This is a genomic window from Vibrio lentus (assembly GCF_002875945.1).
Lineage (GTDB): Bacteria > Pseudomonadota > Gammaproteobacteria > Enterobacterales > Vibrionaceae > Vibrio > Vibrio apostichopi.
The window spans coordinates 1-15,087 of the sequence record NZ_MCZK01000155.1 but is presented as its reverse complement, the minus strand read 5'-3'; the positions used below and the strand labels follow the sequence as shown (position 1 = coordinate 15,087).

The 15,087-nt window shown below is 44.8% G+C and carries 11 protein-coding genes; 3 read left to right on the top strand and 8 right to left on the bottom strand.

What is annotated here, in order from left to right:
• Positions 1–334: 334 nt before the first annotated feature.
• A complete protein-coding gene (gene dapD, locus BCT49_RS18885) occupies positions 335–1,366 on the top strand; it encodes a 2,3,4,5-tetrahydropyridine-2,6-dicarboxylate N-succinyltransferase (protein ID WP_102437414.1) in 1,032 nt (343 codons plus the stop codon).
• A 111-nt stretch (positions 1,367–1,477) separates the two neighbouring features.
• Here the strand turns inward: dapD and BCT49_RS18880 are convergent, their stop codons facing one another.
• Complete coding sequence (locus tag BCT49_RS18880; RefSeq protein WP_017106616.1) at positions 1,478–2,011, bottom strand: DUF3332 domain-containing protein; 534 nt, start codon at positions 2,009–2,011, stop codon at positions 1,478–1,480.
• A gap of 264 nt (positions 2,012–2,275) precedes the next feature.
• Positions 2,276–6,202, bottom strand: a complete 3,927-nt coding sequence (gene purL, locus BCT49_RS18875) for a phosphoribosylformylglycinamidine synthase (protein WP_102437412.1) — start codon at positions 6,200–6,202, stop codon at positions 2,276–2,278.
• 329 nt (positions 6,203–6,531) lie between these two features.
• Here purL and mltF point away from each other — a divergent pair, with 329 nt between their 5' ends.
• Positions 6,532–8,100, top strand: a complete 1,569-nt coding sequence (gene mltF, locus BCT49_RS18870) for a membrane-bound lytic murein transglycosylase MltF (protein WP_102437410.1) — start codon at positions 6,532–6,534, stop codon at positions 8,098–8,100.
• Positions 8,101–8,415: 315 nt separating this feature from the next.
• Positions 8,416–8,550, top strand: coding sequence for a hypothetical protein (locus BCT49_RS26305; RefSeq protein WP_017106613.1), 135 nt, complete (start codon positions 8,416–8,418; stop codon positions 8,548–8,550).
• A gap of 57 nt (positions 8,551–8,607) precedes the next feature.
• Here the strand turns inward: BCT49_RS26305 and tadA are convergent, their stop codons facing one another.
• From tadA to BCT49_RS18840, 6 genes are all read right to left on the bottom strand, one after another.
• Positions 8,608–9,192, bottom strand: coding sequence for a tRNA adenosine(34) deaminase TadA (gene tadA / locus BCT49_RS18865; protein ID WP_102437408.1), 585 nt, complete (start codon positions 9,190–9,192; stop codon positions 8,608–8,610).
• 137 nt (positions 9,193–9,329) lie between these two features.
• Positions 9,330–10,619, bottom strand: a complete 1,290-nt coding sequence (locus BCT49_RS18860; RefSeq protein ID WP_102437406.1) for a hemolysin family protein — start codon at positions 10,617–10,619, stop codon at positions 9,330–9,332.
• Positions 10,620–10,829: 210 nt separating this feature from the next.
• On the bottom strand, positions 10,830–12,392 hold the full coding sequence (locus BCT49_RS18855; RefSeq protein WP_010438945.1) for an AbgT family transporter: 1,563 nt from the start codon (positions 12,390–12,392) through the stop codon (positions 10,830–10,832).
• 297 nt (positions 12,393–12,689) lie between these two features.
• Positions 12,690–13,139 carry a prepilin-type N-terminal cleavage/methylation domain-containing protein gene (locus tag BCT49_RS18850; protein WP_102437404.1) on the bottom strand — a complete coding sequence of 150 codons (450 nt, stop codon included), beginning with the start codon at positions 13,137–13,139 and terminating at the stop codon, positions 12,690–12,692.
• Positions 13,129–14,430, bottom strand: coding sequence for a hypothetical protein (locus BCT49_RS18845; protein WP_102437402.1), 1,302 nt, complete (start codon positions 14,428–14,430; stop codon positions 13,129–13,131). Before BCT49_RS18845 ends, BCT49_RS18850 begins: the two co-directional genes overlap by 11 nt.
• Positions 14,427–15,062, bottom strand: coding sequence for a PilW family protein (locus BCT49_RS18840; protein WP_102437508.1), 636 nt, complete (start codon positions 15,060–15,062; stop codon positions 14,427–14,429). The genes BCT49_RS18845 and BCT49_RS18840 overlap by 4 nt, the downstream gene beginning before the upstream one ends.
• Between the last annotated feature and the right edge of the window lie 25 nt (positions 15,063–15,087).

Here is a 15,087-nt window from a genome sequence, read left to right as displayed (position 1 = left end):
ATAGATTTATAAAGGAAATGTGACTGACTCTATTGATACGGAGAACAAGAGTGGCAGCTATAGAGCAGTATCGAAGATGAAAATGAGGCTACGCGGCGCAACTCAACCGATCAACGAAACATTAAGCGCTAAGAGTAATATCCGGATAATGAAAACTATCGCTAAAAAGACAAGCAATATCATTTTACAGACTTTATCCCGATACGCCCTTTCATAACGAGAGCGCTCTCTTTATGATGAACGCAATTAAATTAACTTTGCTAACGGCAGCGCTTGTTATTCGAGCCGCTGTTATTGAATAGCAAAATCAAGACTCAACACATGGAGATTCAACATGGCTTACTTTTCACTAGCCTTCGGTACGGCAACCAAAAACCGCGACAATAAAATCATTGAAGCGTTCTTCCCTAACCCACTTCTAAACCCAAGCGAAGCTCTAGTAGCAGCTGTTGGTGAAGTTGCAGGTTACACTGAAGGCAACCAAGCTATCGAAATCTCTGCAGCACAAAGCGCAGAACTGGCGAAAGCATTCGCAGCAAACGACGATGCAGCAAATGCATCTTTCGCTGAAAAAGCAGCAGCGTCTGAACAGCCACTTGTTCTTGTTGTTCTTGCGGCTGACGAGAAGCCAGCATCTGTTGCTGAAGGCTTCCTAAAGCTACAACTTATCTCTAACCGCCTAGTACAGCCACACGGTACGGTACTAGACGGTATCTTCGGTCTACTGCACAACATCGCATGGACAAACGAAGGCCCTATCGATCTTCCTGAGCTCGCTGAGCGTCAAATCGAAGCTCGCCTTGCGGGTCGCGCTCTATCTGTAGATTGCGTAGACAAGTTCCCTAAAATGGTGGATTACGTGGTACCAACAGGTATTCGTATTGCTGATACTTCTCGTGTTCGTCTTGGCGCACATGTGGGCGAAGGCACAACGGTTATGCACGAAGGTTTCATCAACTTCAATGCAGGTACTACTGGCGTAAGCATGGTTGAAGGTCGTATCTCTGCGGGTGTTGTTGTGGGTAACGGTTCTGACATCGGCGGCGGCGCTTCTATCATGGGTACTCTGTCTGGTGGCGGTACTATGGTTATCTCTATCGGCGAAAACTGCCTACTAGGCGCAAACGCGGGTCTTGGCTTCCCAATGGGCGACCGTTGTACGGTTGAGTCTGGTCTATACGTGACTGCGGGTACTAAGGTTCGCATGTTAGATAAAGAAGGCAACGAAGTAGAAATCATTAAAGCTCGTGACCTTGCTGGTGTTTCTGATCTTCTATTCCGTCGTAACTCGATTACAGGCCAAATTGAATGTCTTGCGAACAAGTCAGCTGTTGAACTGAACAGCGAGCTGCACAGCAACAACTAATCTACGCGCTAGATGCTAGATGCTAGATGCTAGATGCTAGATGCTAAAAAATACGAAGCCGCTAGGGTTAAATCCAGCGGCTTTTCTTTTATAGCGGTAAAGCAGTGAAGGTTATGCTTTTTCTGCGGCTAGCTGTTCAAGAGCTTGAATCGAAGTCTCTGAAACCAATGTGCCATCCATGTAGTAGCTGACTTTGTCGCCATCACGAACTCCCGTCAGAACAGCCTTTTGGCCATCGTTATAGGTGATGTCCATTTGAATGGTGTTCTCATCGATCTGTTGCATCTCACCCCATTCAATCTGACGATTGTTGAAACCAAGTGGTGCATCTTTCAATGAGTCATCCAGGCTATCGTTCACATCAATCATAGTGTCGACTTTACTATCAAAGATATGAGGTGCGCCTGTGAGTGGGTTTTTACCGGCCCAGAATTCGATTGAGTTAAAGACAATGTAATCGGCTGCGGTGGTTAGTGCGTAAACCGGAGCAAGCAAGAAGTTGACGCCCGCACGAGCGTAACGGTTATCTACAACCTCGACGTTGAACTTCATTAATTTCCCAGTAACCGCGTTACTACCCACACACCCTGCTAACGACATGACAATCGCTGCCACTGCAACGGCTTTTGTAATTGTTGTTTTCATAGTTCCCTCTTATGCCACGATGATTGATTCAGTTTTTGCATAGCCGAACGAACCTTTCCTTACTCGATAGCAAGAATTATTCGCCTAACAAATTGATTCCATAACATTTAGCGTAGTGGAGATTTTTAGAACAGCAAACTGCAAACCTCAATTGTTTCGCACTGGTTCCTAAATCTTAGGAAATAAAAAAGCGCAGACCTTTCGATCTGCGCTTTTCATTTTTGATTAACCTAGTCTAGATTAATGCGACCTGTAAGAAAGTGATTAACCTACATTCTTACGAGCGTTTTGGAACATACGCATCCAAGCACCGTTCTCGCCCCAGCCTTCTGGAGACCAAGAGTTAGCAACCGTACGGAATACACGCTCTGGGTGAGGCATCATGATAGTCACGCGGCCATCCGTCGTTGTTAGACCTGTGATAGCGTTTGGTGAACCATTCGGGTTGTTCGGGTATTGCTGAGTTTGGTTACCGTTGTTATCAACGTAACGTAGGGCAACTGTACCTGAGTTTTCAATCGCGTTTAGGTGGTCGTTATCACGCACTTCTACGCGGCCTTCTCCGTGAGAAACAGCGATTGGCATACGAGAACCTTCCATGCCGTTGAAGAATACAGAATCAGACTTCTGAACTTCAACTAGGCTGAAACGAGCTTCAAAACGTTCTGATTCGTTACGAACGAAACGTGGCCAGTACTCAGCTCCCGGGATAAGTTCACGCAGGTTAGACAACATCTGACAACCGTTACACACACCTAGAGAGAAAGTATCTTCACGCTTGAAGAAGTTTTCAAATTGGTCACGCGTAGAGTCGTTAAACAGAACCGACTTAGCCCAACCTTCACCAGCGCCCAGTACATCACCGTAAGAGAAGCCACCACAAGCCACAAGGCCGTTGTATTCTTCTAGTACCGCTTGACCCGTTAGGATGTCGCTCATGTGAATATCAGTTGCTTCAAAACCTGCACGGTCAAATGCTGCTGCCATTTCAACGTGAGAGTTAACACCCTGCTCACGTAGAATCGCCATCTTAGGCTTAGCGCCCGTGTTGATGAACGGTGCTGCGATGTCTTCGTTTACGTCAAAGCTTAGTTTCACGTTCAGACCAGGGTCTGAATTGTCTTTCTTCGCTTCGTGCTCTTGGTCTGCACAGATTGGGTTATCACGTAGACCTTGCATCTTGTGCGTAGTTTCAGCCCAGATAGTACGTAATTCAGTACGGTTACGTTGGATTACAACGTCTGCGCCTGACTTAATCACTACTTCGTCTGATGCTTCCCCTTCACCAACAACGCTACCAATTACGTGTGAACACGCTTCTAGGCCATTTGCTGCAAGAGTAGAAAGCACTGCGTCTAGGTCGTCGTTACGAACTTGGATTACCGCACCTAGCTCTTCGTTGAAGAGTGCTGCTAGCGTATCTTCGCTGTTCTCTGATGCAGCTAAAAGCGTCGCAATATCAGCATTAACACCACAGTGACCTGCGAACGCCATTTCAGCTAGCGTTACGAATAGACCGCCATCGCCTTTATCGTGGTAAGCCACAACTTGGTCGTTCGCTACAAGTGCTTGAATGCCTTCGTAGAAGCCTTTTAGCTGTGCCGCGTTGTCTACGTCTGCTGGCTTATCACCAAGCTGCTTGTAAACCTGAGCAAGTGCTGTTGCGCCCATGCGGTTTTGGCCGTTACCAAGGTCGATAAGTACCAGTGACGTGTTGCCTTTGTCTGTACGAAGCTGAGGCGTAATCGTCTTACGAACATCTTCAACACGTGCAAACGCAGTGATAACAAGAGATAGCGGAGATGTGACTTCTTTCTGCTCGCCGTTCTCTTCCCACTTGGTCTTCATCGACATTGAGTCTTTACCTACTGGGATAGTAAGACCCAGTGCCGGACATAGTTCTTCACCGACGGCTTTAACCGCTTCGTAAAGACCAGCATCTTCACCAGGGTGACCTGCTGGAGACATCCAGTTAGCTGACAATTTAATGTGTTTGATATCGCCGATGTTGGTCGCTGCGATGTTAGTGATTGCTTCACCAACCGCTAGACGAGCTGACGCGCCAAAGTCTAGAAGTGCTACTGGCGTGCGCTCACCAAGAGACATCGCCTCACCGTGGTAAGAGTCGTAACTTGCTGCAGTTACTGCGCAGTTAGCAACTGGAACCTGCCATGGGCCAACCATTTGGTCACGAGCTACAAGGCCTGTTACCGAGCGGTCACCGATAGTGATAAGGAATGTTTTCTCTGCCACTGTTGGTAGGCGAAGAATACGGTCAACCGCTTCGTTTAGTTCGATACCAGAACGGTCAATCGCAGGATTGTTCGCTTTTAGCGTCTTCGCGTCACGGTGCATCTTAGGTGTTTTACCTAATAGGATGTCCATTGGCATGTCGATTGGCGTGTTGTCGAAGTGAGAATCTTCTAATTTAAGATCACGTTCTTCTGTTGCTTTACCAACTACCGCGTATGGAGCACGCTCACGCTTACAAATCGCGTCGAATGTTGCCATGTCTTTATCAGCAACCGCCATTACGTAACGCTCTTGAGATTCATTACACCAGATCTCAAGTGGGCTCATGCCCAGCTCATCGTTTGGTACGTCACGTAGGTTAAAGATGCCGCCACGCTCGCCATCGTCTACTAGCTCAGGAAGTGCATTCGAGATACCGCCCGCGCCCACATCGTGGATGAATGCGATTGGGTTCGCATCACCAAGCTGCCAACAACGGTCGATAACTTCCTGACAACGACGTTCCATCTCTGGGTTTTCACGTTGTACAGAAGCAAAATCTAAGTCTTCAGAAGAAGAACCCGAATCCATTGAAGATGCAGCACCGCCACCAAGGCCGATGTTCATTGCAGGACCGCCAAGAACGATTAGGCTTGCACCTACTGGGATCTCTTTCTTCTGAACATGATCATCACGAATGTTACCTAGACCACCAGCCAGCATGATTGGCTTGTGGTAACCACGTACTTCTTCACCTGCGTGAGAGTTTACTTTCTCTTCGTAAGTACGGAAGTAACCTAATAGGTTTGGACGACCAAATTCGTTGTTGAACGCTGCGCCACCAAGAGGACCTTCAAGCATGATATCCAGAGCAGTAACGATACGGCTCGGCTTACCAAAGTCAGTTTCCCAAGGTTGAACGAAGTTCGGGATCTTAAGGTTAGATACTGAGAAAGCAACTAGACCCGCTTTTGGCTTACCACCAATACCAGTTGCGCCTTCATCACGGATTTCACCGCCTGAACCTGTTGATGCGCCCGGCCATGGAGAGATTGCCGTTGGGTGGTTGTGCGTTTCAACTTTCATCAAGATGTGTGTTTTCTCTTGGTGATAGTTGTACTGACGAGTTTCTGGATCTGGGAAGAAACGACCCACTTCAGAACCTGTCATTACTGCTGCGTTATCTTTATAAGCAGACAGAACGTGTTCTGGTGTCGTTTCAAAAGTATTCTTAATCATCTTGAACAATGATTTTTCTTGCTTAACGCCATCGATAGTCCAATCAGCGTTAAAGATCTTGTGACGACAGTGCTCTGAGTTCGCTTGTGCAAACATCATTAGCTCAATGTCAGTCGGGTTACGACCTAGCTTTTCAGTGAAGCTTTCAAGAAGGTAATCAATTTCATCTTCTGCAAGCGCAAGACCTAGGGTAACGTTTGCTTGTTCAAGCGCTTTACGTCCGCCAGTTAATAGGTCAACTTCCGCATAAGGAGCAGGCTCAGCAACAGTAAATAGTGCCGCTGCCGATTCGAAGTCAGTGAAAACCACTTCCATCATACGGTCGTGCAGGATTGCTTTCAGCTCAACAAGTTGAAGCTCAGAAAGTTCAGAAGAAGTTTCAATGTAGAAAGCTGTACCGCGCTCTAGACGTGACACTTTAGCCAGTCCACAGTTATGTGCGATATCAGTTGATTTTGAAGACCAAGGCGAGATAGTGCCTGGACGTGGCGTTGCAAGCAGCAATAAACCTTCAGGTTCATGCTCTTCAATCGTTGGACCGTAAGTCAGTAGCTTTTCTAGCTTCTCAACTTCAGACGCATCTAGGTCTGCCGTTAAATCAGCAAAGTGGGCAAACTCAGCGTAAATACCTGTTACAGGTAAGCTTAATTCACGACAAAGCTCTAAAAGCTTGTTAACACGAAACTCAGATAGAGCTGGGGAGCCACGCAAAATTCTCATGTGCTTAGGTCTCTTATGCAGTTGATTAAGGTGATATTGGAATAAATTCAGTGGGTTATAGGAACAACCTAACTGTTTTCTTCGAAGCTATTCCCGAAGGTTAACAAACCTATGCCGATTCCACCTCTTCAATGCGAGCGCATTATAAAGCATTTCTTTTTGTGACGTAACACCAAAAGCAACCGTTTGCGTTATTTTTTTCATCTAACGATATAAATGACAGTTTTGCTGCATTTATCAGCACTTTTACAACTGTTTAAATAAACCTGCTTTGCCAGCCTTGCGGGGTTTGGTATAAAGGGGCTTCCACTTTTCGAGATTTCATTTTGATGCATAAAATTACGCTGATCTTTTCGTCTAAATTCCTTTTGCTCGCTATCGCTCTGTTCGGGATAACTGGATGTCAGATTGAGTCTGAACCTAAAAGTGTTCTTGAACAGATACGAGATCGCGGCGTTCTGCGTGTCGGCACACTGAATAACCAACTCTCTTATTACATTGGTCCAGATGGCCCTGCTGGCTTAGATTACGAACTGGCTCGTGAGTTTGCTGAAGAGCTTGGTGTAAAGCTTGAGGTTAAACCTGCATACCGCTTATCCGGCCTATTCCCTGCGTTGAAGAAAGGCGAAATCGATCTTATCGCGACCGGATTAACACAAAACAACAACCTGACACGTGCGTATCGCGCTGCACCTGCTTATTACTATGTAAGCCAACAAGTCGTGTACAAGAAAGGTCAATGGCGACCAAGAAACCTCGGTCAACTGATCAAGTTTGAAAACGATCGTCAGGCCGAGTTTGTAAAAGAACAATCTGAATCAGAAGAAACAGCATCAAATGAAACACTGACGCCATCTTTAGTTGTGGTGAAAGACTCACACTTTGAACCAACATTAAAACAACTTCAGAACACACACGATGACTTTATCTACGATGCGGTCGGTAATGCAGACATCAATGACCTGCTAAAAGAAGTATCAACCGGAGAGCGACTGTTTACCGTTGCAGACTCCATTGAGCTTTCATTGGCTCAGCGTTTATACCCTGATGTGGCTCTTGCTTTCGAACTTACTGAAGACCAACCTATCTCTTGGTACTTAGAGCGTTCAGAAGATGAAAGCCTTTATGCGTTACTGATTGAGTTCTTCGGTAACCTTAAACAGTCTGGTGAACTGGCTTCACTGGAAGAGAAATACATCGGCCACATTGGTACCTTTGACTACGTTGATACTCGTGCCTTTATCCGAGCATTGGATAGCAAGCTACCAAAATGGTCACCACTATTTCAGCAATACTCGCAAGAATTTGATTGGCGCTTAATCGCCGCGTTGGCATACCAAGAATCACACTGGAACCCAGTCGCGCGTTCTCCAACCGGTGTTCGTGGCATGATGATGTTGACGCTGCCAACCGCGAAGAGCGTAGGTGTAACCAATCGTCTTGATCCGAAACAATCGGTACAAGGTGGCGTGGAATACTTACGTCGTATCGTGAATCGAGTTCCTGACTCTATTACTCAACATGAAAAGATCTGGTTTGCCCTCGCGTCATATAACGTAGGTTACGGTCACATGATGGATGCACGTCGCTTAACCAAAGCACAAGGCGGAGATCCTGACGCTTGGGGTGATGTGAAAGACAGGCTGCCTCTTCTAAGACAGAAGAAGTACTACAGTAAAACTCGTTACGGTTATGCTCGTGGTGATGAAGCAAGGAATTACGTTGAGAACATTCGCCGTTATTACCAAAGCATTATTGGCCATGTGAACAAGCGAAATAAAGAAGAAGAAGCGAGCCTTGAAGGTTTGGTGGTTATCCCACCTTTGGAGATCTCGGGCGCTGAATCGACAATCAGTGCGGCTGAATCCGCTGTCGATGAAGCTGAGTCTTCCAAATAAATAAAAAGAGCAATGCTATATAGCGTTGCTCTTTTTTTATACATGAGCCACTGGTTCGTAACGGCCGGTTCGCATTGAGAAACTAAACAAACAAAGTGGCCGTTAAACTTGAGGTGTCATATTGCAGTAACAATCGAACTTTATAACGACACACCATAAGCGCCATGATGTTCTGTTGTATTCAGACACTGGCCATCGCGATAGTTACTCAAAAGGTATCGCTAAGTTCGCGACAGAGCTCATAAACAAATAACCACTATAATTAAAACTGAAGTCATAATTACAAAGCCAGACGACAAATAGGAAATCGTTGAAATGATGAAGAACAAACTGAAATCGAAACGCCTTGATAAGACCGTTGCTGCAAACCGTCGTAAGCGTATGCTTTCAAATAATAAGAAAAAGATCATTTGGCGCAACCGTGCTTTCATGCAGATACTTTCTGAGTAGATGTACCGAGTAAGTTTTCTGTGGCACTCTTACGATAGAGAGTGCCGAAGCTTGCTTCTATTTTTTGTTACAGACCTTGTTCTTGTTGCTGACCTTACTCTTGTTACTTGTCTTATCGGCTGCTAAACGCTGCTCTTCCTGCAAACGCTCAAGCTTTCGCTTCTCTTTTATCTCTTTTCTACGACGTTTAAAAAACGCCTGTAGCTGTTCACGGCACTCTTCTTCTAACAAACCATGCTCAACATCGGCATAGTGGTATGAGGCTTGGCTTTCAAAGAGGTTCAATACCGTACCCGCAGCACCCGCTTTTAAGTCAGGTGCACCAAAGACAATCCGCTTTACTCGGCTATGTAACAAGGCACCCGCACACATTGGACACGGTTCAAGCGTGACGTATAAGGTGGTATCAAGTAAGCGATAGTTTTCCAAAGCTTGGCCCGCTTTACGCAAGGTTTCGATTTCTGCATGTGCCGTGGCATCGTGGCTACCAATCGAACGGTTCCAACCTTCAGAAATAATCTCCCCCTCTTTAACCAGCACAGCACCAACGGGAACCTCTCCCTCTTTCTCTGCTTGCTTAGCAACCTCGATGGCGCGTCGCATGAAGATTTCATCTTGAGGGGTGAATTGATGGTCTGACAAAGGGAACTCCAGAAACAAAGGATAAGAACAAAAAAGGTATGCGGGGAAGCATACCTAATCTTAGTGATTATGAACAATAAAGAGATAATGAACAACAAGCGCGGGCTTGTTCGTTTAATCTCTCGCTAGCGGCTTATCTAACTAACATCACCGCCTAGCTCATTGACTAATTTTGTCGCTTTAACACTCACGATACGATTGTTCTCGACCGAGATGATTTCAAACTGCCATTGCTGACACTGAACGACTTCTCCCGTATCGGGTAAACGTCCAATAAGCCAAGTTACAAGGCCATTCAATGTTTGGAAGCCTTCGCTTTCCCCTTCTAACTCTGACAGCTCTAAGCGGTTCTTGAGCTCACTGATAGGGATTAATCCATCCACCAGCAACCCGTCTTCAACTTGCTCTGTCCACAAGTCATTCGGGTTATTGGATAACTCACCTGCAATCGCTTCAAGAATATCGTAATGAGTCACCAGACCTTGCACATCGCCATATTCATCGACAATGAATGCCATCTCTGTGCCTGACTCTTTGAAATAGCTAAGTAAACGCAGCGCCTTCATAGACTCAGGAACATAGATTGGAGACTTAGACAGCCCCATGATCACTTGAATACTTAAATTGCCCGCTTGATTCAGCAAGGCTTTGGCCGACACCGTACCAACCACTTTATTGAGGTGATCCTGACACAATGGAAACACACTGTGCTTTGACGATCGTAATTTTTTGAATATGTGCTCAACCGGTTGGTCAATATCCAAAAAGTTGACGTCTCGACGTGGCGTCATCAACGAGCTCACAAGGCGATCATCAAGCTGCAAGATATTACGAATCATCTCTTGCTCACCACGCTCTATCACACCGGATTCAGAGCCCTCTTTCACGAGTGCATGAATATCGTCCTCGGTCACGCTGTCTTCTTCGCCACCACGTCCCATTAACTTAAGAATACCTTCGGTAGAAGCAGACAACGCAAACACAAATGGCGTCGCGATTTTAGATAACCAGAAGATTGGCAGCGCGACTAACACAGCAATGTTTTCAGCTTGAGATTGAGCAAAACGCTTTGGCGCCAACTCACCGACAACAATTGCGAAATAAGTAATACCAACAACGACGACCGCAGTAGATAAGATATTCGCTTGGGTTGGGTCGAATCCCCACAGCTCAAGTTGAACGGCCAATGGCGCAGATAGCGTCGCCTCGCCCACAATACCGCTGAGTAAGCCGATTACCGTAATACCGATTTGAATGGTTGAAAGGAAGCGGGTTGGATTTTCTTTGAGCTCAAGTGCAACCTGAGCGGAGCGATGTTTTTCGGCTAAGCGTTTCAGCCGACTATTCTTTGCTGCTACCAGTGCAATCTCTGACATGGCAAACAGACCATTTAAAACAATTAACCCTACTAAAAGCAGAATTTTCATGTGGATTGGATTTCCTAATTTTACCGGCCAACAATTAGCCGTAATCCGGAGTATAAGCTGAGAGCCTTTATTTTGGATATAAAAAGTTTTGGATATAAAAAAGTAGAAAAAATAACGAAAAAACAGCGAAAAAAAGCCCGCACATTTCGGTGCGGGCTTCGATGATTTTATCTTACTAACTTTTGCTTTTATTACTTAGCGTTACTTATCTTACATTGTGTAAGTGTAAGGAGCTTGGATACCTAGTGGGATACCAAGAGCCCAGTAAGCTAGCAAGAAGATTGACCAACCGATTAGCATAGCAATCGAGAATGGCATCATTAGAGAAGCTAGAGTACCGATACCTGTCGACTTAACGTAACGTTGACAGTAAACAACAACCAGTGGGAAGAACACCATTAATGGAGAGATGATGTTAGACACTGAATCGCCTACACGGTAAGCCGCTTGAGATAGCTCTGGAGAGATACCCACAACCATCAGCATAGGAACTAGGATTGGACCAATCAGTGCCCACTTAGCTGAAGCAGAACCAACAAGAAGGTTAACTGCAGCCGTTAGTAGAATCATACCAACAACCGTTGCTTCACCTGGAAGGTCCATCGCTTTCAAGCCTTCAGCACCGTAAAGTGCCAGCATAGTACCAATGTTTGATTGAGCGAATGCAGATAGGAACTGAGCACAGAAGAACGACATTACAATGTATGCGCCCATCGTTGCCATCGTCTCAGACATTGCTTTGATAACATCATTACTATTCTTGAATGTACCCGCTACACGGCCGTAGACGATACCCGGAATAATAAACAGGATGAAGATCAGAGGAACGATAGACTTCATCACTGGTGCTGAGAACGCAGTTAGCTCACCTTCAGGCGAACGAAGTGCTGAGTTTTCAGGAACCAAAGCTGCGATAAGCAGACCAATACCCGCAACCATTGCCCAACCAGCAAATTTGAATGCTTTAGATTCAATCGCCGTGAACGTACCTAGGTCAGGTGCTTGTTCTGCATCTTCATCAACAGGAGTGTTAGCAAGACGAGGCTCGATAACTTTCTCTGTTACGTACCAACCGATACCAACGATTAGAACTGAAGATAGACCAGTAAAGAAGATATTCGCTAGAGGGTTAACCACGTATGCAGGGTCAAGAACGTTTGCCGCTGTTTGAGTGAAACCTGCTAGTAGCGGATCAATACCTGAAGGAATGAAGTTCGCTGAGAAACCACCTGATACACCAGCAAACGCTGCTGCAATACCCGCTAGAGGGTGACGACCCGCAGCGTGGAAGATGATACCGCCAAGAGGAATTACTAGAACGTAACCTGCATCAGCTGCTGTGTGAGACACGATAGCAACCAAGATTAACATTGGCGTTAGTAGCTTAGCTGGCGTGAAGTTAAGCATCTTCTTAAGGCCAGTCGTAATGAAGCCTGAAGAGTCAGCAACGCCAACACCTAGCATAGCAACAAGTACGATGCCTAGAGGTGCGAAGCCTGTGAATGTGGTTACCATATTCGCTAGGAAGCTAGCAAGCGCTTCACCAGTTAGTAGGTTGTTAACTTCTAGAGCAGCACCCGTTTGAGGGTTGATTAGGTCGAATGAAAGGTTCGACAAAAGTGCAGATGCTACCCATACGATAACTAGAGCCCAGAAGAACAGAATTGCTGGGTCTGGAATTTTGTTGCCGGCGCGTTCAATGAAGTTTAGAAAGCGGTCCATCCCACTGATCTTCTCAGTCGATGGTGCTTTTTTTACGGCTTGGTTACTCATGGTAACTCCATATGTGATGTTGTTTGTTTAGGCCTAATATAAGTTTGGACCATGGCCTATTGGTGCAGCACATATTCTATTAAAGTCGCCATTAAAAAGCACAAGGTTCCACCTTATTTTCCATAAATGGAGACATATTTTGCAAAAATACCATACAACAGCAACAATATAAAAACACAAAAAACACCATTCCATATACAGTCATTTAACCTGTACGTAAACAATGTCCGAGGAGTGAAAATTATCAGTAAAAGGAGTAGCGGGAGCCTTGGCATGCAGTAAACGTTTGCTTAGGGATCAGTCAAACTCACTGTATTTGGAGAGCATAGTTTCTAGATAAATGCTTTGCGATTTGTTCATACGATCTTGCCATGCAACAGTCACCGTAATGTTTTTCAAAGCGCCAGACAAAGCACCACTGGCATTGGACACCTCACAAGTCATCGCATAGGCAGAGCTTGATAAACCGGATAAGGGATCTGAACTTGCGGTGTTGAGACAATGGTTCGCCTGATTAAGTTCCGAAAAAGGAATTAACCCAACCGCCCCACTCACATCCGACACACGAGTCCGATAATATTCCATCTGCCTTTCTGCAAAATGAAGAGCCTCAACACTATGGAGAGCAAAATCCGATTTTTGTTCCGCGTAGACCTGCAACTTAACCAACCCTAACGAAGCAACACCGATGAGCAGAAAAGAGATAAGCACCTCTATCAAGCTGAAACCTTGTTGTTTAGAAGTCATTCCATGAGCCTCGCTTCCATTTCGCTTTCAAAGGAGCACTATGAGGATTGTATTCACCGGTATAATCTAAATTGATTGAACCTTGAATTGTCGATAATCCCCCAGCTGAATCAAAAAACATCCCGCCTTTAGGAAAAAAAGAAGCAAATCCAATATAAACCGAATTGCTCTGTACTAAATCAGTGATAGGAATTGTATCTGGAACTTTAGTCCACAAACCACTTAATAGGTCGGTATCGACATCGGGAGAATTAGGATTATCAAATATACTCATATCATTTAAATGATAAAAAGACCCATCAAATACGCTTGCGTTGCCGTTCGCAACGATACCGTCTTGAATCACTAATGAACGTGGCGTAATAACACCAGGGATAGGTTCGACCACATTGATAGCAGGTGAGTAAACGACGCAATCACCTATAACCCAGACCTTATTCTCCCCACTTGAAAAGGCATCATTAATAGCTTTACTACATTTCTTACCTTCATATTTCCCACCAACCAAGTCTGTGTGTTTAGGAGGAGATGTAGTCCGGTCAATAAGGTCGATAACATGATAATCAAGCTTAATTTGGTCAATGTTCTCTGAAGTTTTTGGCACTCCAAAGTAGTTAGAGAAAGTATCGATATCCGGATCGAATTTGAAATCTGATTGAAATGAGTTTGAAGGTAATGAACCCGAAGAATCGATAATTGCATCACTACTAATATTGGTGGTTTGTTGACAAGACTTGAAGGAAGGAAAAGGAGGTGACTCTGGAGTTATGGTCTTTAAACGTCCTCCTCCCTTTTGCTTGTAGATGACACTATCTAAAAATCGAACAGAGACACACTCGTTAATACCATCAACAGCAGTAAGAGCAATATCAGGATTAATGTCAATGTTGTGATCAGAAATAAATTCTAAACTCGAATTGGTTTGCATTACTCCTAATCCCGAAGCGTCTTCAAAGCTAATCTCTTTGTTCAACGATAAAGACTCAGAGCTCGATACCAATACATTCGGTGTGAGGGCTTCTGATTCCAACGTAACGACTTTCGATTGCTGACAATAATCCATTAAATCATTGGGAATAGCCGTCAGATCATTTTCAGCGATGTAAGTGAAACCACACTCTAAACCACCTTCTGCTAACCAATGAGCTTTACGTGCCTGAACTTCATTTTGTGCTCGCTTGATTTGATAAAAGAGAACTTTAACATTCCCGAAAGAAGCGATTAATGTTCCAACAAGAAGAACGCTAACCAACAACAGAGTGATAAATCCTCCCTGCTTACATCGCTTCATTGCCAATTCCTCTGAACAACGGAAGTTCTCACTTCATGACTAACATCGGCATTTACCAAAGACGCCTTTAACTCAATGTCTACTTTTTGAGAAACCGAAGATCCTGTTGAAAGCTCTTTAGCCTCAACAAATAAAGCATCAACTTGAATTTGACGATCAAAGAACACGCTTTCACACTTCATTGAAACTGCGCCACTAGCCGTCCCAAATGGTTTTTCATTAATTGCCAAGAGCTCACCAGACTCTCCCAAGCAATAGTTGAGCTTATTTTCTTTGAATTGATAGACAATGTTTCGATACGCTGACGATGCACCATCCTTCAAATAAGCAAAACCAATATACGCCTCATCAACGCTTACCTGATTAACATAAATTGTATTTGTAGCTCCCGATAACTTAATCGATATCCCCGAATCTGAGTCATAACCAGCGCGCCAAATTTCCTCCTTCATCATTTGAGTGGCGGAAAATAAGTTTTGTGATAACAAAAGCTCTAAGCTATTTTCTGAAGAGATTCGTTGATTAGTAATGAATACAGAACCTATAGACCCGATTGCGATGATTCCAATAACTGAAGCCACCATCATTTCGATTAGTGTGCTGCCCTTAACATGCGAGTTAACAGATCTCATAACCGTTGAAGTGGCATAGTGAATT

Bases quoted from the DNA above. Each gene is read 5' to 3' on its own strand.
- dapD (WP_102437414.1), top strand. From the start codon at position 335: ATGGCTTACTTTTCACTAGCCTTCGGTACGGCAACCAAAAACCGCGAC.
- BCT49_RS18880 (WP_017106616.1), bottom strand. From the start codon at position 2,011: ATGAAAACAACAATTACAAAAGCCGTTGCAGTGGCAGCGATTGTCATG.
- purL (WP_102437412.1), bottom strand. From the start codon at position 6,202: ATGAGAATTTTGCGTGGCTCCCCAGCTCTATCTGAGTTTCGTGTTAAC.
- mltF (WP_102437410.1), top strand. From the start codon at position 6,532: ATGCATAAAATTACGCTGATCTTTTCGTCTAAATTCCTTTTGCTCGCT.
- BCT49_RS26305 (WP_017106613.1), top strand. From the start codon at position 8,416: ATGATGAAGAACAAACTGAAATCGAAACGCCTTGATAAGACCGTTGCT.
- BCT49_RS18860 (WP_102437406.1), bottom strand. From the start codon at position 10,619: ATGAAAATTCTGCTTTTAGTAGGGTTAATTGTTTTAAATGGTCTGTTT.
- BCT49_RS18855 (WP_010438945.1), bottom strand. From the start codon at position 12,392: ATGAGTAACCAAGCCGTAAAAAAAGCACCATCGACTGAGAAGATCAGT.
- BCT49_RS18850 (WP_102437404.1), bottom strand. From the start codon at position 13,139: ATGACTTCTAAACAACAAGGTTTCAGCTTGATAGAGGTGCTTATCTCT.
- BCT49_RS18845 (WP_102437402.1), bottom strand. From the start codon at position 14,430: ATGAAGCGATGTAAGCAGGGAGGATTTATCACTCTGTTGTTGGTTAGC.
- BCT49_RS18840 (WP_102437508.1), bottom strand. From the start codon at position 15,062: ATGAGATCTGTTAACTCGCATGTTAAGGGCAGCACACTAATCGAAATG.